The organism is Streptomyces sp. NPDC028314 (assembly GCF_055565795.1).
In genome coordinates this window covers 622150-640660 of the sequence record NZ_JBVHTP010000003.1, presented here as the reverse complement: position 1 = coordinate 640660, position 18511 = coordinate 622150, and the positions used below count along the sequence as shown (strand labels likewise).

Genomic DNA, 18511 nt, shown 5'->3' with positions numbered 1-18511 from the left:
CGACTTCGGGGTCGGGATGCGGGAGATCCGCCCGCGGGCACGACGAGAGCCCGGATACCGACGGGGGTGCGGTATCCGGGCTCTCGCCGGGCAGTTGGGCGGCGGGGAAGCCGCCGGTCCTCAGTCTCCGAGGGCCCGGCGCAGTCCGAGCCGGTCGGTGCCGAGTTTGGTGAAGACCGCGGACAGCAGCTCGGAGACGGCCTGCGTGTCGGTGTGCATCTCCTTCGCGATCGCCGTGCTGTCGAGGCCGCGGGCCGCGTGATGGGCGGCCGCGTGCTCGGCCACCGTCAAGGTTTCCTGTTCGGAGGTGTACAGACGGCGCGGCCGCAGCCCGGTCGACGCGAGCTGGGCGCGGGCCCGGTTCGCGAGCGCGTCCGCCCCGCAGGCGGCCGCGGTCTCCATGCCCCGGTAGAGCTGCTGGGCCGCCTGGTGCGGGTCGCCGATGACGTGCAGGGCCGTACCGTGGTCGATGAGCGCGTGTGCGAGTTCGTAGGCGGCCGGCGACCGTTCGAGATGGTCCACCGCCTCCTGCAGCAGGGCGGTCGCCTGAGACGGGTCCGCGGCCGTCGCCGCGACGCGCAGGGCGTGGCCGATCACGCTGGAGGCCCCGAACGCGCGGGCGCGAGCCACGGCTTCGGCTGCCGTGGCGCGTGCCTGGTCCCGGTCGTGGGTCACCTGTGCGAGGGCCAGATCGAGCTGCCAGGGGCTCCAGGAGGGGTTGCGCGTGCCGCGCAGGTCGAGACGCTTGCCCGCCGCCACGAGGTGTTGCTCCGCCTCCTTGATCCTTCCCTGGGAGAGGAGGAGCTTGCCCCACACGGCTTGCGGGTCGGGGTAGACGACGGCCTTGGGGAAGCCGTCCGCCAGTTTGTAGGTACGGGCGACCTCCTTGGCCTCGGCGACGTTCCCGCGGGCGATCAGCGTCTCGATCAGGGTGCCGATCGCGTACCACTGCGCCGGGGTTCCGTGTCCGACGCGGTCGGCGATCTGCAGGCCGTTGCGAACGAAGTCCTCGGCCTCCGCGAGGCGTCCGCGCCGGTAGCGGACGTAGCCGAGCAGGGTGTAGACGAACGACAGGTGCGCGCCGCGCCAGCCCTTCGACTCGAACTCGACGATGCCGGTGTTGAAGAGCTCCTCGGCGCGGCCCGGCTGGTCGCAGTACATGAGCGTGATGGCCAAGGACGCGGGCACCTCGAAGCCGAAGTCCTGGTCGGTCCAGCTCATGCCGCCGTCCAGCGCCTGCTCCGCGTAGTCCAGGGAGGTGGCGGCGGGCTCGCCGCGCATGGCGGCGTCCCAGGCGCGCAGACCCAGGATGTGCCGCTCGGGCAGACCGCGGCCGGTGAGTCGCTTGGCGAACTGGGCGAGGAGCCGGGACCGGGCGGGTGAGTTCTCCTCGTCGACGCGGACCGAGTTCCACTTGAACTGTTCGGCCTGCATCCGCAGCCGGGTACGGGAGCTCGTGGCACGTCGGGCCTCGTCGGCGAGGAGGCCGGCGGCCTCGGCCAACTGGCCGGTGTGGGCGAGGGCCTGCGCGAGCCGATACGTGATCGCTTCCCGCAGGCCCTGTTCGGTCTTGGGCTCTTCGAGGGCGGTTCTGAGCTGGTTGATCGTGGTCGCGGGATCGTGCAGGAGGTTGGCGGAGCCGAGTTCGAACAGCACCTCGGCCCGGTCCTCGACGTCCGGCGGCTCACGAAGCGCCCGCGCCAGATAGCGCCGTGCGGCGTCCGGTGCTCCCGCGGAGAAGCTGTCGCGTGCGGCCTGACGCAGCTGCTGTACCACCCAGGGGTCGCCCTCGGGATGCATCTCCAGCAGGTGCCGGGCGGCGGCAGCGGGGCCTTGTCCGTCGTCGACCAGGGCCTGCGCGGCCATGCCGTGCATGCCGACGCGCACACCGGGCGGAATCGACCGGTACACGGCGGTGGCGATGAGGGGGTGGAAGAACTCCACGACCTCTTTGCGCCGCAGGCTGGTGAGCACGGTCAGGATGCGTGCGGTACGCAGTTGGTCGATGGCTTCGGCGGTCTGTGCCTCGCCGAGGGCCGCGACGCTTCCGACGATGCCGGTCGGGACCGCGGTGCCCAGAACCGCGGCGGCCCAGGCGAACCGGACGGTGGACGGTCCGAGCTGTTCGAGGCGGTCGATCAGTCCGCTGCCCTTGACGGCGGAGGCCAGATCGCGCAGCTGGGGGATGTTGTCCTGGTGCGGCTCCAGCCTGCGGTCGCGGCCCTTCATGGCCAACTCGACGACCTCGAAGGGGTTCCCGCCGGTGATGGCCCAGCATTCCCGGCAGAACACGTCGTCGGCGCTCTCGCCGAGGGCGTCGCGCACGATGCGCGCCACCGCGCTGGTGGTGAGGGGAGACAGCTCGTGCGGACGGGACCCCTGGCGCCCCATCAGGGCGCGCAGCGGGGCGGCATCGGCGGGGATTTCGTCCGGTCGGCAGGCCACCATGATCAGCATGGCCAGTTCCTCGGCCCGCGCCGCGAAGGCGGTCAGCCATGCCAGGGATTCTGCGTCCGCCCAGTGGGCGTCGTCGAGGACCAGGACGACGGGCGCGCTCCGCACCGTCAGATGGGTGACGACCCAGTCCAGCCCGTCGCGCACGCCCTGGGGATCGGGTGCGGTAGGGCCGTTCGGAGCGGCGGTCAGGCCCAGCGCCGGGGCGACGATGCTGTACCAGTTGCCGAGGACATCGAGCCGTTCGTCCTCGCGCATGGCGGCGAACGTCGGTTGTATGAGCTGGCGCATCACGTGGAACGGCACCTGCTTCTCCTGCTCGCCACCGCGGGCGAACAGCACGGTGCAGCCCCGCTCGGCGGCGAGCCGCCGGGCCTCGGTCAGCAGGGTGGTCTTGCCGATGCCGGCCGACCCCGCGAAGGTCAGTACGCCCCCGCGGCGGGTGGTTGAACCGTTGTCCGAGAGGCCGCACAGACCGTCCACCGCGTGGTGGATCGCCAGAATTTCGCTTTCCCGTTCGAGCGGAGGCTGGGAAGCCCACCCCCGTGGTTCCGTGACATGTGACATTCCTGCCCCCTCCTGCGCGTGCGGCCGAGTGTACGGCCACGAGGGCGCGTTGTTCCTGCTGAAGGACATTGTTGCGGCATCTCGCCACTCGTTCGAGAGTGACGTTGTACGCTCCGCTGACCTAGCGCCATATGACATCGGAAATCAGGCTGGATACCGCCCGTGAAAAACCGGATCGAATGGCTCCGGCAGGGTCAGCGGCGCGCGACGGGAATCATGGGCAGCTCGCTGGGCTGGGGGATGCCCGCGGGAACCTCACGCACCGTGATGCCCGGCGCGGGGGCCAACTGCCAGCGCGAGGCCACGCTCGCCACCGCCGCCAGGATCTCCGCCACCGCGAACGAGTCGCCGATGCATTGGTGCTGGCCGGCCCCGAACGGCATGTACCGGTGATCACGCGGCTGTTCGTTCGCGTCCGCCTGCCAGCGGTCCGGATCGAAGACCGTGGGGTCGCGGAACAGTCCGGGGTCACGGTGCAACGCGTAGGGGCTGTAGGCCAGTTCGGCGCCGGCCGGGATCGAGACACCGCCGAGGACGACGGGAACCAGAGCGCGCCTGGTGAAGAGCAGGGGCGAGTGCATGCGCAGTGCCTCTTGGAACACGCTCTTCGTGTAGGTCAGTTCGGAGAGATCGGCGGGTCGGACGGGGCGGGTGCCCACCACCGCGTCGACCTCGGCGTGCAGGCGCTTCTCCACCTCGGGGTGACGGCCGAGTTCGTGGAAGATCCAGGCCAGGGTGGTCGCCGGAGTCTCCGTGCCGGCGAACATGATGGCGATCGCCTCGTCCCGCACCTGCTCGGCGCTCATCGTCGCGCCCGTCTCGGCGTCCGCGCTGGACAGCAGCAGCGAGAGCAGATCGTGACGGTCCTGTCCTGTGGCACCGGTGGCACCGTACTGCGCGATCACCTGGTCGATGATCCGGCGCAGGCGTGCGGCGGCCGTGTCGAACCGCCGGTTGAGCGGGATGGGCAGCCGGTCCAGGGATTTGGGCATGACCGCGCGCACGAGCATGCCTTCCAGAACGATCGGCAGCGAGCGGTGCACCTCCGCGACGGCGGGCCGGCTCAGGTCCCCCGAGAAGATCATCTCGGCGACCGAGGACAGCGCGTACCGGCGCGTCTCGGTGAGCATCGAGATCTCGCGGCCCGCCGTCCACGACGCGGACATCTCCTCCGCCTGCCGGCACATCACCTCGGCGTACTCGGAGATGTGGTTGCGGTGGAAGGCCGGCTGGATCAACCGGCGCTGCTTGCGGTGGAACTCGCCGTCGGTCGTCACGATGCCGTTGCCGAACATCGGGCGGAGCCGGTCGAAGACCCTGCCGCGACCGAACCGCTGCGCCTGCTGGACCAGTACGGCGTGGACGTGATCCGGACTCGTCAGCACGTGTACGGGCCATGTGCCGATGTCGAGCCGCACGACCTCGCCGTGCTGCCGCAAGGACTCCAGGAAAGCGATCGGCTGCCGCCACAGTTGCAGCGCGTGGCCGAGCAGCGGTAACCGCCCGGGTGCCACGGGTGCTTGGACCACAGGGCCGCGATGCTCCACCTGCGCCATGGGTCGTCCCCCTGTCATGCCACGGAGACCAGGTCCGGGCGGGTGTACGCAGACTCCAGCCCGGCCGCGAACCGTTCGTCGCTGTACCGCGTGCACTCGTAACGCTGCCACAGATCCGCACCGATCATCCAGTCTTCATAACTACGCACGCACCGGGAGACGGCGGCCCGCACCGACGGGTCCGTCCCGCCGTGCGCGTCCATGACCTGGAACAGGCGCCGCTCCGCCGCCACGTAGTCCTCTATGCGCGCCTGGATCCGGCCCTCGACGGACTGCACCGCCGCGGTCAGGGGGCATCCGTCCCGGGAGGAGATGAGGGAGACGAGGTTGTTGTTGTCCCCGCAGGAGTGCTCCTTCGGCAGGGAGAAGACGTCGTTGCCCCACGAGATGACGTCCACCGCGCTCGCGACGACCGCCTGGAACTCAGGGGAATCGTGGACGCGCTGCGGCAGGTCGACGCCCAGTCCGGCCTCCACCATGTCCATCATCGGCAGCAGTTGGGAACTGTGGCGGCGCGTGAGGATGTAGTCCTCCACCGTCGGGCGGCCCCCGGCCGTCCGGTTGACCGCCTCCTGGTCCAAGGAGCCGAGCATGAGCGGGACGTGGGCCCGGTAGCGGGCCGCGGTCCGTTCCGGCATTCCGGCCAGGATCCGGTCGCAGAGGTCGATGAAGGCGCTCACCAGCGGATTCCGTTGCCTGGACGCGCCGATGCCGGAGCTTCCCGTGGCCAGGTACTGGGTGATCGCATCGGTGACGGGCCCCCAGGCCGCCAGCTCACCCGCCCTGATGAGGTGGTCGTGCTGGTCGTCGAGGACGAACGACCAGGCCATCCACTCGGCGAGCAGCGCGACCCGCTCGTACGGCACTTCGCCGCTCACCCGGCCCGCGAGGTGGCCGAATCCGATGCCCGCGAACTGCTCGGAGGCGTCGGTGACGAGCTCGTGGCGCACCGCCCACGACGTGGCTTCGGCGTTGGCCCGTGCCGCCTGCGGATGCTTGGAGTTCCCGAACGGAAGGTGGAAATCGGGAACGGAGAAAGAGTTGAGCTGGGCCATTGATCCCCCCACGGAAGAGTCGGATTCGCCAATACCCGCTCAATGTACGATCGCGATTCAACTTACGACGCCGAACGCCCCTCTGGTGCAACGTCATCACAGTGACACACTGCGACTATTGGAATGAAACGGTCGCGGACCAACCTGATCGCGCCATGTGCGACCACATCAGGCCACGTGACATGCAATTAACCCTCAGAGTGCAGCGCACTGTCAATGTAGGACGGGTGAAGACGTCGAATTCATCGTGAAATCGCTTCGGGCATATTCACGGAAAATATGCGAAGCGCGCGCTCGGGATCGCCGGTTCAGCCGGGAGGGGCCTCCCTGAAGGGGAGTTGACGACGAGCCCCCCGCAACACGGGGTCAGGGCAGGCCAGTTCAGGCCACAGGTGCCGGAGGCCGGATCCGCGTCGGGTCGGCGGGTGGCCGAAGAGCGCCGTCCGACCACCGGGCGCTGCCTACACTGCGAGGGACACGGCCGTCCGGGGAGGGGGGAGAGATGACCGGGTACCAACCGGCCGACCCTGGCGACGACAGCGAGGTCGATGTCCTGGGTCCGTATCTGGAGCTCCTGCGGGCGCGGTTGGACGCGGAGCGGTTCGAGGTGCTCATCCATGCCGTCCAGACCACCTGCGCGCTGCTGGCCGACGGCCACCAGGCCGTGCTCGAGGTGCCCGGAGAGGGCGAGCTCGCTCCCGACCTCCAGCGCGAGTACCTGTCCCTCATGGCCGTGATGATCACCGGCCACCTCGACCACCGCCTGGTGGAACTCGCCGCCCCGGACGGCGGCAAGGGCTGGGCGGTCGTGGAGAACACCCGCCCCGTCGACGGACGCGCGCAGGCGTCCCCGCCCGACCGGGCCGAGCGGCTGTGGATCGACACGGAGCTCGACGGGATCGTCCGCGCCACCGATTCCACGATGCCGTGACCGGGACCCCGTGATCGAAGGCCCTTGACGGAGGCCCCCTGACCGAGGTCGCCTCACGGGGCCCGCGGACCGCGTTCAGGACGTCGACGGCGGGTGCTTGAGCAGGTACAGCCCCGTCCCGGCGGCCAGAACGGTGGCGCATGCGGTGAACGTCAGCCCCGCGCCCACCAGACCGATCCACAGCGTCAGCGCGCCCACGCCCACCACCGGCAGCGAGATGCCGGTGTACGCGACGACGAAGAACGAGGAGACCGTGCCGCCCAGGTGGGCGGCCGGAGCCGCGTCGCTCACGGCGCTCAGCGCGGCCCGGAAGGCCATCCCCTGTCCCACGCCGCCGCACACCGCCCCCGCCACCAGCAGCGGCAGCGACTCGGCCCAGAGGGAGCTGCCGACCAGCAGGAGACCGACGACCAGGACGAGACAGCCCAGCGGCAGCGCCCTGCCGACCGGCATGCGCCCCACCAGGCACTGGCCGAGCGTCGAACCCAGGAACACCGTGAAGACGACGAGCCCGGCGACGGCGTGGTTGACCACGCCCAGCGTCTCGGCCAGGAAGGCGGGCGCGACCGAGGTGAACAGGCCCAGCAGGGCGAACCCGGCGAAGGCGGCGAGGGCGCACGGTACGAAGACACCGCGGACCGAAGGCGGCACGGAGAGCCCCTGCGGCCTCAGCGGCGGCCGGCGGCGGGGATGCTCGACCGTCTCGGGGAGCAGCAGGACGAGCACGCACGCGACCGCCAGCAGCACCAGATGCGTCACGAAGGGCAGGATCAGCGGCAGCGGTGCGTACTGGGCCAGCACCCCGGCGAGCAGCGGGCCGCAGCCCAGCCCGCCCATGTTGGCGGCCGTCGCGGCCAGCCCGGCGCGGGCCTTGCGCCCGGGAGGCGCCAGCTCCAGCACGGTGACCGTACCCACGCCGCTCAGCAGCCCGGCCGAGAACCCGGACAGCACCCGGCCGGCGAACAGCAGCGGCAGCCCGCCCTCCAGAAGGAAGCAGCCCGCGCTCAGCGCCGCCAGGGCCAGTGCGTACAGGAGCACGGGGCGGCGCCCCGCCGCGTCGGAGTAGTTCCCGGCGACCAGGAGGGTGGCGATGACACCGATCGCGTAGGCGGCGAAGACCAGCGTCACCATCAGCTCGGAGAAGCCCAGCTCCTCCCGGTACAGCCCGTAGAGGGGGGTGGGCAGCGTCGTCCCCGCCATGCCGATCGCGAACACCGCCGCCGCGCTCAGGTACCCGGGCCGGCGCCGGTGCCGCGTACCGGACGGGCTGGTCATCCGTGTCATGCAGCACACAGTAGGAGCGCGGACGCGCGCCGGAGCGTTACGGGCGCGCATGTCGGCGGGCGGCGCGGGCAAGCGGTGGAAAAGCCTTGTGGGTACCGTCGGCCGGAGGTGCTGGGAGTGACGGGTATGAGGGTTCTGGAGTACTTCCCCGCCGGCGGACCGCGCGGCAGCTGGCCCGCCGAGGAATCCGCCGCCAGGCGCCGCGCCCTGGGAGAAGCGGCGCACGTCGTGATGGACCTGGACCAGGACGCCTTCCTGGTCGTGGTCCAGGACCAGGAAGGCACCGCCCTCGCGGGCTGAGCCCCACCACCGGCCCACCTGTGGAACCGATCTGCCCATGGGGCAGGATGGCAGCCCCGTTCCGGATGCGTACGCATGCCCGAACGAAGCTCCATGCACGACAAACTGACAGGTGACAAGGTGACGACACACCCCATACGACGGTCGGCAGCGCCCGTCGTCGCTTCCCCGGTCCGGCGCGGAGCGGAGGGCGTCCGTTGAACCGGGACCTCGTCCTGCACGACTGGCTGGTGGCCGGCATCGCGCTGGCCGCGGGCTGCCTGGCCGCCCTGCTGCTGCGGGCCCTCGTACGGTGGCTGGCCAAGCACGCCCTGCGGACCCGCTGGACCGGGGACGACATCATCGTCGACGCGCTGCGCACCCTCGCGCCGGGGGCGGCCGTCATCGCGGGCGTGGCGGTGGCCGCCTCCACCCTGCCCCTCACCACGCGTCTGTCGGGCTTCGTGAACCAGTCCCTGACCGCGCTGCTCATCCTCATCGCCACGCTCAGCGCCGCCCGCGTCGTCGCGGGCCTCGTGCAGTCCCTGGCGCAGTCGCGGACCGGTGTGGCCGGCTCGGCGACCATCTTCGTGAACATCACGCGGATCGTGGTGCTCGTGATGGGCTTCCTGGTCGCCCTGGAGACCATGGGCGTATCCATCGCACCGCTGGTCACCGCCCTCGGCGTGGGCGGTCTGGCGGTCGCCCTGGCGCTGCAGGACACCCTCGCCAACCTGTTCGCCGGCGTGCACATCCTCGCGTCGAAGACGGTGCAGCCCGGTGACTACATCCGTCTCACCAGCGGTGAGGAGGGGTACGTCGTCGACATCAACTGGCGCAACACCGTGGTCCGCAACCTGTCGAACAACCTCGTGATCATCCCCAACGGGCGGCTGGCCCGCACGAACATGACCAACTACACCCAGCCGGAAGCGCAGTTGTCCATCCCGGTCCAGGTGGGAGTGGGCTACGAGAGCGACCTGGAGCACGTCGAGCGGGTGACCCTCGAAGTGGTCGACAGCGTGATGGCCGACATCAACGGCGCGGTCCCCGACCACGAAGGGGCCGTCCGCTTCCACACGTTCGCGGACTCCAGGATCAACTTCACGGTGATCCTGGGCATCGGGGAGTTCAGCGACCAGTACCGGATCAAGCACGAGTTCATCAAGCGCCTGCACCAGAGGTTCAAGGCGGAGGGCATTTCGATCCCCGCCCCCACCCGGACCGTCGCCCTGAACCAGGACGGCCCCCAGCCGGCGCCGCCCGCACCGCCGCTCCCGCACCAGCGCGACGCGCCGCCCACGATGCTGGCGGACAGCGGCCGGTAGCGCCCGCCCCGCCCCGGCCGCTGTCAGACCTGGTAGCGGTCCGGGGCGAAGAGGTGGAGGTTCTCCGCGATCCAGTCGGAGGTACGCCGCAGGCCCTCCTCCAGGGAGACCTCCGGCTGCCAGGAAGCCCAGTCGCGGGCCCGGGAGTTGTCCGACAGCAGCCGCTGGACCTCGCTGCCCGAGGGACGCAGGCGTGAGGGGTCGACCACGACGCGGGCCTCCCGGCCGGAGGCGGCGATCAGCGCCCGGGCCAGGTCGCCGACCGAGATCTCCTGCCCCGTGCCGAGGTTGACCACCTCGCCCAGCGCCCGGTCGCAGTCCGCCACCGCCAGGAAGCCCGCCGCGGTGTCCGTGACGTACGTGAAGTCCCGCGTGGGGGAGAGGGAGCCCAGGCGGATCTCCCGCGCCCCGGAGTGGAGTTGGGCCAGGATCGTCGGGATCACGGCGCGCGCGGACTGGCGCGGGCCGTACGTGTTGAACGGGCGCACCACCGTCACCGGCAGTTCGAAGGCGTGGTGGAAGGAGAGCGCCATCATGTCCGCGCCGATCTTCGACGCGGAGTACGGGGACTGCGGCTGGAGCGGGTGGGTCTCCGCGATCGGGGCCGTCAGGGCCGTTCCGTAGACCTCGCTGGTGGAAGTGTGCACGAGGCGGCGCACGCCGTGCCGGCGGCAGGCCTCGGCCATGTTCTCCGTACCGGTGACGTTCGTCTGGACGTACGCGCCGGGCGAGGCGTAGCTGTACGGGATCCCGATCAGCGCCGCCAGGTGGAACACCGTGTCGCACCCGGCCACCGCGTCGCTGACCCGGCCCGCGTCGCGGATGTCGCCGGCCCACATCTCCACCGGCCCGTCCGGCTCGGCGAGGTAGCGCGCCAGGTGGCCCTTCTCGGCGTACGGCTTGTAGTGCACGAAGGCGCGCACCCGCGCCCCCCGGGCCACCAGCAGGTCCACCAGCGTCGAGCCGATGAAGCCCTCGGCCCCGGTGACCAGGACGGTGCGGTCGTGCCAGTCGTTCTGCGTGCTCATATGCGCTCCAGTGTCGGGAAGGGGACGCCGGCGACGCGGAGGACCTCCGCGGCCAGCAGTTCGGCGGCCCGCGCGTGCGGGCCGGGGTCGGCGGCGCCGGCCATCGCCGCCAGCCGGGCCGGGTCCGCCAGCAGAGGGCCCACGAGGTCCGCGAGCCGGTCGGCCGTCGTGGCGCCGTCGGGCAGCAGCAGCCCGGCGCCCGCGTCGGACAGCACCCGGGCGTTGTGGGTCTGGTGGTCGCCCGGCGCGTGCGGGTAGGGGACGAGGACGGCCGGCACCCCGGTCGCGGCGAGCTCCGCCACCGTCGCCGAGCCCGCCCGGCACACCACCAGGTCGGCGGCGGCGTACACCAGGTCCATCCGGTCCAGGTACGGCACGGCCCGCGCGATCCGCTCCCCGCCGCAGGCCACGAGGTCCGCCACCGTGTCCGCCAGCGCGGCCGGACCCGTCTTGACGAGCAGCTGTACGTCGTCCCGCCCCTGCCAGAGCCCGGCCAGCCCGACGGCGGCCCCGGTGAGGCGGACGGCGCCCAGGCTGCCGCCGTTGAACACCACCAGCCGCCGCCCGTCCGGCACCCGCAGCGCCCGCCTGGCTTCGGCGCGCAGCGCCGCCCGCTCGTGTGCGGACCGCCCGGCCAGCCCCGCCAGCGCCGCCGAGATCGGCATACCGGTGGTCAGCGCCCGCGCCCCGCCGGCCAGGTGGGCCCTGCTGCGGTCGAAGGCCACCGCGATGTGCGGGGTGAGCCGCGCCGCGAACTGGTTGGCGCGGCCCGGTACCGCGTTCGACTCGTGGATCACGGCCGGGAGCCCGGCGAGCCGGGCCCCGAGCACGGCGGGTGCGCTCGGGTAGCCGCCCATGCCGACCACGGCGTGGGCGCCCTGTGCGCGGATCACGGCCCTGGCCTGGTGCGCCGAGCGCACCAGCGCGGCGGGCAGCAGATAGCGCCTGGCACCCAGCGCCGGGTCGAAGGGGATCATGTCGACGGTGTGCAGGCGGTAGCCGGCACCCGGTATCAGCTCGGTCTCCAGGCCCCGTTCGGTCCCGATGAACGAGACCACGGCGCCGGGGACGGCCGCGCGCAGCGCCTCGGCCAGCGCGAGCCCCGGGTAGATGTGGCCGCCGGTGCCACCCGCGCCGATCACGACGGACAGGGGAGCCGGGGGAGTGTCTCGTGTGGTCATGGCCGCACTCTCCCGGTGCGCCCTAAGAACGTTCTAAGAGGTTCGGCCGGGGCCTTTGGCAGGCTTTGCCCATGAGCTCCATGAGCAGACAGCGGATTCTGGTGGTCGACGACGAGCCCGAGGTACGGGCCGCGGTGGAGGACGGGCTGGCCGTCGAGGGGTACGAGGTGCGCGGCGCCGCCGACGGGCTGGCCGCGCTGTCCGAGGTCGCGGCCTGGGAGCCGGACGCCGTCGTCCTGGACGTGATGATGCCCGTCCTGGACGGGCTCGGGGTGTGCAGGCAGCTGCGGGCGATGGGCGACCGTACGCCCGTACTCGTACTGACCGCCCTGGACTCGGTGAGCGAACGGGTCGACGGCCTGGAGGCCGGGGCCGACGACTACCTGGTCAAGCCCTTCGCCCTGGACGAGCTGGTGGCCCGGGTACGGGCGCTGCTGCGGCGGGCCGCACCCGCACCGGGAGGCGCCGACACCCGCCTCGCCTTCGCCGACCTCGTCCTGGACCCGCAGACCCGCACCGGGCACCGGGGAGGGCGACCGCTGGAGTTCAGCCGCACCGAGGCCGCGCTGCTGGAACTGCTCCTGCGCCACCCCGGCCAGGTGCTCCCGCGCGAGCTGATCCTGGAGCTCGTATGGGGGAGGGACTTCGGCCCCGACTCCAACTCCCTCGCCGTGTACGTCGGCTACCTGCGCCGGAAGCTGGAGGCCGGCGGCGAGCCCCGGCTGGTGCACACCGTCCACGGGGTCGGCTACCGGCTGGACGCGGTGTGACGGGCGCCGGGCGGCGCGGCGCGGGCCCTGTCTGGCGCAGGCGGCGCCCGCTGCGGACCAGGCTGGCGCTGGCGGTCACCTCGGCGGTGGCGCTGGTCGCCGTCGGGGTGTGCACGGCGGCCTTCTTCGTCGTGCGCAGCGCCCTGTACGACCAGCTCGACCTCAGCCTCACCCAGTCCGCCCGGCTCGCGGCCCAGCGCAACCCGGGCTCCGCACCGGCGACCCTGGCCGGTGAATGCCGCTTCCTGGCCGCGCCCGCCTGCGCACAGGTCGTACCGGCCGATCCGGCGCGGGACCCCGCGCAGCCGTACCTGCTGCCCGTGGACCCCGCGGCCAGGGCCGTCGCCGCCGGCCGGCACGCGCCGTACTACACGAACATCGTCCACTCCGGGCACCCGGCGCGGATGCTCACCACCGACTACGCGACCGGGCGGGCGCTCCAGGTCGCGCTGCGGGCCGACACCGTCGAAGAGGGCATCGCGCGGGCCGCGTGGTGGCTGGCGCTGACCGGCGCGGCCGGGGTGCTGCTCGCCGCCGTGCTCGGGTACTGGGTGTCGCGGACCGGCCTCGCACCGGTCACCCGGCTCACCGCCACCGCCGAGCGGATCGCCGCCACCCGCGATCCACGGCACCGCATCGAACTGCCGCCGCCGGGCCGGGAGGACGAGATCACCCGGCTCGCCGGGAGCTTCAACACCATGCTGGGAGAGCTGGAGCAGTCCGTCACGGCGCAGCGCAGGCTGGTCGCGGACGCCTCGCACGAACTGCGGACGCCGCTGACCGCGCTGCGCACGAACGCGGAGCTGCTGGCGCGGGGGGAGCGGCTGACGGAGGAGCAGCGCCGACGGGCCTCGCTCGCGCTGGGGCGGCAGCTGCGGGAGGTGACGGGGCTGGTCAACGACCTGATCGAGCTCGCCCGGGACGAGGAACCGCAGCCGCTGGTGGAACAGGTACGGCTGGGCAGGCTGGTGGAGCACTGCGCACAGGCGGCGCGGGCGCACCGGCCTTCCGTACCCGTCGTCGTGCGGGTGGCGGAGGAGGTCGTGGTGCCCGGCGTCCCGGCCAGGCTCAGCCGGCTGCTGGGCAACCTGCTGGACAACGCGGCGAAGTTCAGCCCGGCGGGGGCTCCGGTGGAGGTGGAGCTGGCGGTGCGGGGCGGCAAGGCCGAGCTGACCGTACGGGACCACGGGCCGGGCATCGCGGAGGAGGACCTCCCGTACGTCTTCGACCGCTTCTACCGCGCCGGTGCGGCGCGGGCCCTGCCGGGGTCGGGGCTGGGCCTCGCGATGGCGCGGCAGATCGCCCGCGCGCACGAGGCCGAGCTGACGGCGGAGGCGGCGCCCGGCGGGGGCGCGCTGTTCCGGCTGTCCTTCGGGGGGTGACCGGCCCCGACCGGAAGGCGGGGCCGGCATCCGGGTCCCGGATCCGGGCTCAGGAGCCGGGCTCAGGAGCCGGGCCGGATCCCGGGCTCAGGTCATCCGGTTCCGTCGATGAGGCGCTGGAGCCCGGGCGCGTACAGCTCCGCCAGGCGTTCCGCGGTCGTACGGCTCCCCGCGCCGTCCGGGCGGTGCAGGCTCAGGGTCGCGCCCAGGCCCAGCAGCTGGCCGGCGATCAGCTCGGCGCGCAGCTGCGGATCCGGCCCGGTCAGGGTCGCGGCCAGCCGGTCGGTGACCTGCTCGCGGAAGCGTTCGCGCAGCAGGGTGCGTTCGTCCTCGTTGCCGAGGGAGAAGACGACCCGCAGCAGCGGATCCCCGCGGAGCTCGTCGCGCAGCCGGACCATGGTCAGGACCAGATGGCGGCCGAGGGCGTCCGGTGGCGCCGCGAACAGCGCGTCGGCGGCCGGCCGGAAGTCGGCGACCGTGTTGAACAGCGCCTCCTTGCTGCCGAACCTCTTCACGATCAGGGATGGGCTGACACCGGCGGCGGCGGCGATGCCGCGCATCGTGACCTCGGCGTAGGGGCGCAGCGTGAAGGCCCTGCGCGCGGCGCGGACGATCGCGTCGCGCCCCGTCCCGGCACCGGCCTCGGCACCGGTCCGGGTCCCGGCCTCGGTCCCGGTCCCGGCCTCGGTGTCGGTACCGGACGCCGTCGCGGACTCCTCGGCGGTGCTCATGTGCTCTCCCGGGCGGCGGACACGGACGCTGTCACCGCGACGGTACCGCCCTGCGCGCCGTGCCTGGAGCGGGCCGACGGCAGGAAGAGGGCCGCGACCAGCGCCGCGAGGGCCGCTCCGGCGGCGATCAGGAAGATCAGCAGGTAGGCGTGCAGGGTGGGCGCGGTGTGCCCGCCGGCCACGAAGGTGACGTGCGCGAGCACCGCGGCGACCACGGCGCTGCAGCAGGCCTGGCCGACGGAGCGCATCAGGGTGTTGAGCCCGTTCGCCGCACCGGTCTCGCTCACCGGGACGGCCCGCATGACGAGGGCGGGCAGCGCCGAGTAGGCGATGGCGGTGCCGGAGGCGACCACCGTGGCACCGGCCACGATCAGCCAGAGGCTGTGGCTGGTGAAGAACCGCACGACGTAGCCCACGGCCATGACGGCCGCCGCGAGCCCGAGCGCCGTACGGGGACCGTACGCGGCGGAGAGCCGGGCGGAGACCGGGGACAGGGCCACCATGGCCAGCCCTCCGGGCAGCAGGCACAGGCCGCTCACCACGATCGACGCCCCGAGCCCGTACCCCGTGCTCGTCGGCTCCTGCACCAGCTGGCCGGTGACGAGGGAGTTCGCGTAGAAGGCGAAACCGATGAGGAGGGCGGCGACATTGGTCAGCAGCACGGCGGGACGCGCCGATACGCGCAGGTCCACCATCGGCGAGCGGGTCCGCAGCTCGAAGCGGCCCCAGAGCAGCCCGACGACGATCGAGGCCGCCAGCAGGCCCAGCGTGCGCGCGGAGGTCCAGCCCCAGTCGGCGCCCTGCGTGATCGCGAGCAGCAGGCCGACCAGGGTGGCGCCCAGGCCGAGGGCCCCGAGTGCGTCGAAACGTCCCGTGGTGCGCAGGGGCGACTCGGGGACGATCCACAGCACCAGCAGCAGGTCGAGCAGGCCGAGGGCGGCCGAGGCCCAGAACATCGTGTGCCAGTCGAAGTTCTCGATGACCAGGGCGGCCACGGGGAGGCCGATGGCGGCGCCGATGCCGAGGGTGGAGCTCATGAGGGCGATCGAGGACAGCACCCGCTCCGCCGGGAGCTCGTCGCGGATGATGCTGATCCCGAGCGGGATGACGGCGAGCGCCGCGCCTTGGAGCGCCCGGCCCGCGATCAGTACGCCGATGTGGGAGCTGACCGCGCACAGCACGGAGCCTGCCGTGAGCACGGCGAGCGAGGCGAGCAGGACCCGGCGCTTGCCGTACATGTCCCCGACCCGGCCGAGCACGGGGGTGAACACCGCACCCGTCAGCAGGGTGATGGTGACGAGCCAGCCGGCGGCGCCCGGGCTCGCGCCCGTCAGGTCGGGGACGTGCGGCAGCAGCGGCACCACCAGGGTCTGCATGACGGCGACGACCATGCCGCAGAAGGCGAGGACCGGCACGATAAGGGCGGGGTGAGGGGAGTCGGGGGTGTGGGCGGGCGTCGTATCGGGCGCCGGACCGGGAGCGGGTATCGCGGCGGGCATGCTGCTCCAGACACGGAACGGGGGTGGGGCGCACGCAGGGGTGCACAACTGTTCACCCCCAGGGTAAACGCTTGTGCACCCCCTGTCTGCGGCCCGGTGTCCCCCTCTGTTCGCCCCCGGGGGTGAACCGGTCCGGTCGGGCGACGCGATCGGCTTCGCGGTCTCCCGCGTACGTCTGCTCCCGGCCGTGCCCCCGCTCGTCGGCCGGGCGCTCCCGGGCGGTCAAGGCGGACCGCGCGATTCCGGACAGGTTTTCGACGGGACGGGCCCGCGCGGGCGATCCGGGCGCGGGGCGACGCGGCCGCCCCGCCCCGACGGGGCCCCCTCCCGCGCGCTCTGGGGCCGCCCCCGCGGCGGCGGATCCGGCGGAATGTCGCCCCTCGGGCAATTGGCCGATATTCGACCGGTGAGTCCGGTTCTGGGTGACCTCGTAACAGCACCGTCAAATCCGTACGCTACGGTAACTTCGCTGTCCGTCACCAGCATCCTCTGCGCCATTCCGCCGCAGCGATATCCCGCTGCCCGCGTGCGCCCACTACGGAGAACACATTGAGAACAGCGAAATCGGCAAGCCGTATGGAATCCATCGGAGCCCATTTACCGGAGACCAGGCTGACCACACGGGAACTGACCGCGAGAACACCGAACCTGCGGGACGTGGACGTGGAAAGGATCACCGGGGTCGCCGAGCGGCGGATCTGCGATCCGAGTCCCGCCGCCGGTGAGGACTCGTACGGGATGGCCCTGAGCGCCGCCCGCGAATGCCTCGCCGCCTCCCGTTACGAGGCCGCAGACCTGGACATCGTGATATCGGCGTCCATCACCCGCTTCAAGGGTGACCGCTTCTTCTTCGAACCGTCCTTCGCCGGCTCCCTCGCCCGTGAGCTGGGAGCCCGCTCGGCCATCCATTTCGACGTCTCGAACGCCTGCGCCGGGATGATGACCGGTGTGTACGTGCTCGACCGCATGATCCGCTCCGGCGCGGTCCGCAGCGGCATGGTCGTCAGCGGCGAGCAGGCGACGAAGGTCGCCGACACGGCGGCCCGCGAGATCGGGGACTCCTACGACCCGCAGTTCGCCTCGCTGTCCGTCGGCGACTCCGCCGCCGCGGTCATTCTGGACCGGTCCGTCGACGAGGCCGACCGGATCCACTACATCGACCTGATGACGTGTTCGGAGTTCTCGCACCTGTGCATGGGAATGCCGAGTGACCGCACCGAGGGAATCGCCCTCTACACGGACAACAAGAAGATGCACAACAAGGACCGGCTCGCCCTCTGGCCCCGATTCCACGGAGATCTGCTGGCCAAGAACGGCCGGGATTTCGCGGGCGAGGAATTCGACTACGTCATCCAGCACCAGGTCGGCACCCGTTTCATCGACTATGCGAATCGCACGGGAGAAGCGGAGTTCGGCGCACCCATGCCCGCCTCGCTCGCGGTCGTGGAACGGTACGGGAACACCGCGACCACCTCACACTTCCTGACGCTGCGCGAGCACCTCGCCGCGGGCACGGCGCGTCGCGGCTCCACGTTCCTCCTGGTCCCCGCCGCCTCGGGCGTGGTGACCGGAGCCCTGTCGGCCACCGTCACCAACCTGGGGGTCTGAACCATGGGCATGATCATCACCGCCGCCGGCACCTCCGCGCCCGATACCGGCGCACCCGCCACCTCGGTCGCCCTCGCCGGGCAGGCCGCCAGGGACTGCCTCGACCGGGCCGGGCTGTCCCCCTCCGCCGTCGGCGTCCTCGTCAACGTGGGCGTCTACCGGGAGTCCAACACCTTCGAACCCGCCCTCGCCGCCCTGGTGCAGAAGGAGGCCGGTATCAGCCTGGACTACCTCGTCGACCCCGCAGCCGGCTTCTCGTTCGACCTCATGAACGGCGCCTGCGGAGTGCTGAACGCCGTCGAGGTCGGCCAGGCGCTCCTCGACACCGGCAGCACCGAACGCCTCCTGGTCACCGCCGCCGACGTCCACCCCGGCGGTGACGCGCGCCGCGACCCGGACTACCCGTACGCGGACCTCGCGGGCGCCCTCCTCCTGGAACGCAGCCCCGACCCCGCCGCCGGCTTCGGCCCCGTACGGCACTACACCGCGGACGGCCCCGGTGCCGAGGGCTACCTGGACACCGCCGGCATGGGCGGCGACGGCCGGTCCCGGATCACCGTGCGCCGCTCCGCGGACCACCACCGCGAGATCCGCGAACTCGCCGCCACCGCGGTCGCCGACTACGCCGCCGCGTACGAACTCGACCTCGACCGCACCCTGGTGATCGGCCCGGACACCGCCGCCGAGGCACTTCCCCCGGGCGGAACGGGCGAACCGCACACCGCCGCACCGGTCCTCGGCTACCTCCACGCCATGGCCGCCGGACGGCCCGAGGGCTACGACCGGCTGCTGTTCGTCACGGCGGGCGCCGGCCCCAGCGCGGCCTGTGCGAGCTACCGGCCCGAAGGCTGGTGACCC

General features: G+C 72.2%; 15 protein-coding genes. 7 read left to right on the top strand and 8 right to left on the bottom strand.

Translation table 11 applies throughout. The features are described from left to right. Positions 1–120: 120 nt before the first annotated feature. From ACZ4TG_RS10770 to ACZ4TG_RS10760, 3 genes are all read right to left on the bottom strand, one after another. Positions 121–3021, bottom strand: coding sequence for an ATP-binding protein (locus ACZ4TG_RS10770; RefSeq protein WP_468161343.1), 2901 nt, complete (start codon positions 3019–3021; stop codon positions 121–123). A gap of 194 nt (positions 3022–3215) precedes the next feature. Then, positions 3216–4550: a cytochrome P450 gene (locus ACZ4TG_RS10765; RefSeq protein WP_468161341.1), complete on the bottom strand. Its 1335-nt coding sequence runs from the start codon at positions 4548–4550 to the stop codon at positions 3216–3218. Between the two features lie 41 nt (positions 4551–4591). Then, positions 4592–5632 carry a terpene synthase family protein gene (locus ACZ4TG_RS10760; protein WP_468161339.1) on the bottom strand — a complete coding sequence of 347 codons (1041 nt, stop codon included), beginning with the start codon at positions 5630–5632 and terminating at the stop codon, positions 4592–4594. Between the two features lie 502 nt (positions 5633–6134). Here ACZ4TG_RS10760 and ACZ4TG_RS10755 point away from each other — a divergent pair. Next, positions 6135–6563 carry a hypothetical protein gene (locus tag ACZ4TG_RS10755; RefSeq protein WP_468161337.1) on the top strand — a complete coding sequence of 143 codons (429 nt, stop codon included), beginning with the start codon at positions 6135–6137 and terminating at the stop codon, positions 6561–6563. Between the two features lie 75 nt (positions 6564–6638). On the opposite strand, the gene ACZ4TG_RS10750 is transcribed toward ACZ4TG_RS10755, so the two are convergent. Further along, the gene (locus tag ACZ4TG_RS10750; RefSeq protein ID WP_468161335.1) at positions 6639–7847 is read right to left on the bottom strand and encodes an MFS transporter; all 1209 of its coding nucleotides are present in this window, start codon (positions 7845–7847) and stop codon (positions 6639–6641) included. 126 nt (positions 7848–7973) lie between these two features. Here ACZ4TG_RS10750 and ACZ4TG_RS10745 point away from each other — a divergent pair, with 126 nt between their 5' ends. Next, positions 7974–8147: a hypothetical protein gene (locus ACZ4TG_RS10745; RefSeq protein ID WP_468161333.1), complete on the top strand. Its 174-nt coding sequence runs from the start codon at positions 7974–7976 to the stop codon at positions 8145–8147. Between the two features lie 197 nt (positions 8148–8344). Beyond that, positions 8345–9454, top strand: coding sequence for a mechanosensitive ion channel family protein (locus ACZ4TG_RS10740; RefSeq protein WP_468161331.1), 1110 nt, complete (start codon positions 8345–8347; stop codon positions 9452–9454). Between the two features lie 23 nt (positions 9455–9477). Here ACZ4TG_RS10740 and ACZ4TG_RS10735 read toward each other — a convergent pair whose 3' ends face one another. Both ACZ4TG_RS10735 and ACZ4TG_RS10730 read right to left on the bottom strand, forming a co-directional pair. After that, complete coding sequence (locus ACZ4TG_RS10735; RefSeq protein ID WP_468161329.1) at positions 9478–10482, bottom strand: SDR family NAD(P)-dependent oxidoreductase; 1005 nt, start codon at positions 10480–10482, stop codon at positions 9478–9480. After that, positions 10479–11663, bottom strand: a complete 1185-nt coding sequence (locus tag ACZ4TG_RS10730; protein ID WP_468161327.1) for a UDP-N-acetylglucosamine--N-acetylmuramyl-(pentapeptide) pyrophosphoryl-undecaprenol N-acetylglucosamine transferase — start codon at positions 11661–11663, stop codon at positions 10479–10481. The genes ACZ4TG_RS10735 and ACZ4TG_RS10730 overlap by 4 nt, the downstream gene beginning before the upstream one ends. A gap of 80 nt (positions 11664–11743) precedes the next feature. On the opposite strand from ACZ4TG_RS10730, the gene ACZ4TG_RS10725 reads away from it, so the two are divergent. Both ACZ4TG_RS10725 and ACZ4TG_RS10720 read left to right on the top strand, forming a co-directional pair. Beyond that, positions 11744–12433, top strand: a complete 690-nt coding sequence (locus ACZ4TG_RS10725) for a response regulator transcription factor (RefSeq protein WP_468161488.1) — start codon at positions 11744–11746, stop codon at positions 12431–12433. After that, positions 12430–13815: a sensor histidine kinase gene (locus ACZ4TG_RS10720; protein WP_468161325.1), complete on the top strand. Its 1386-nt coding sequence runs from the start codon at positions 12430–12432 to the stop codon at positions 13813–13815. Before ACZ4TG_RS10725 ends, ACZ4TG_RS10720 begins: the two co-directional genes overlap by 4 nt. Positions 13816–13907: 92 nt before the next feature. Here ACZ4TG_RS10720 and ACZ4TG_RS10715 read toward each other — a convergent pair whose 3' ends face one another. Beyond that, positions 13908–14546 (bottom strand): TetR/AcrR family transcriptional regulator, encoded by a 639-nt coding sequence (locus ACZ4TG_RS10715; protein ID WP_468161323.1) that lies wholly within the window; start codon positions 14544–14546, stop codon positions 13908–13910. Beyond that, positions 14543–16045 carry an MFS transporter gene (locus ACZ4TG_RS10710; RefSeq protein ID WP_468161321.1) on the bottom strand — a complete coding sequence of 501 codons (1503 nt, stop codon included), beginning with the start codon at positions 16043–16045 and terminating at the stop codon, positions 14543–14545. Before ACZ4TG_RS10710 ends, ACZ4TG_RS10715 begins: the two co-directional genes overlap by 4 nt. Positions 16046–16702: 657 nt before the next feature. On the opposite strand from ACZ4TG_RS10710, the gene ACZ4TG_RS10705 reads away from it, so the two are divergent. Then, positions 16703–17653 (top strand): 3-oxoacyl-ACP synthase III family protein, encoded by a 951-nt coding sequence (locus ACZ4TG_RS10705; RefSeq protein WP_468161319.1) that lies wholly within the window; start codon positions 16703–16705, stop codon positions 17651–17653. Between the two features lie 3 nt (positions 17654–17656). Continuing rightward, positions 17657–18508 carry a hypothetical protein gene (locus ACZ4TG_RS10700; protein WP_468161317.1) on the top strand — a complete coding sequence of 284 codons (852 nt, stop codon included), beginning with the start codon at positions 17657–17659 and terminating at the stop codon, positions 18506–18508. Positions 18509–18511: the final 3 nt, after the last annotated feature.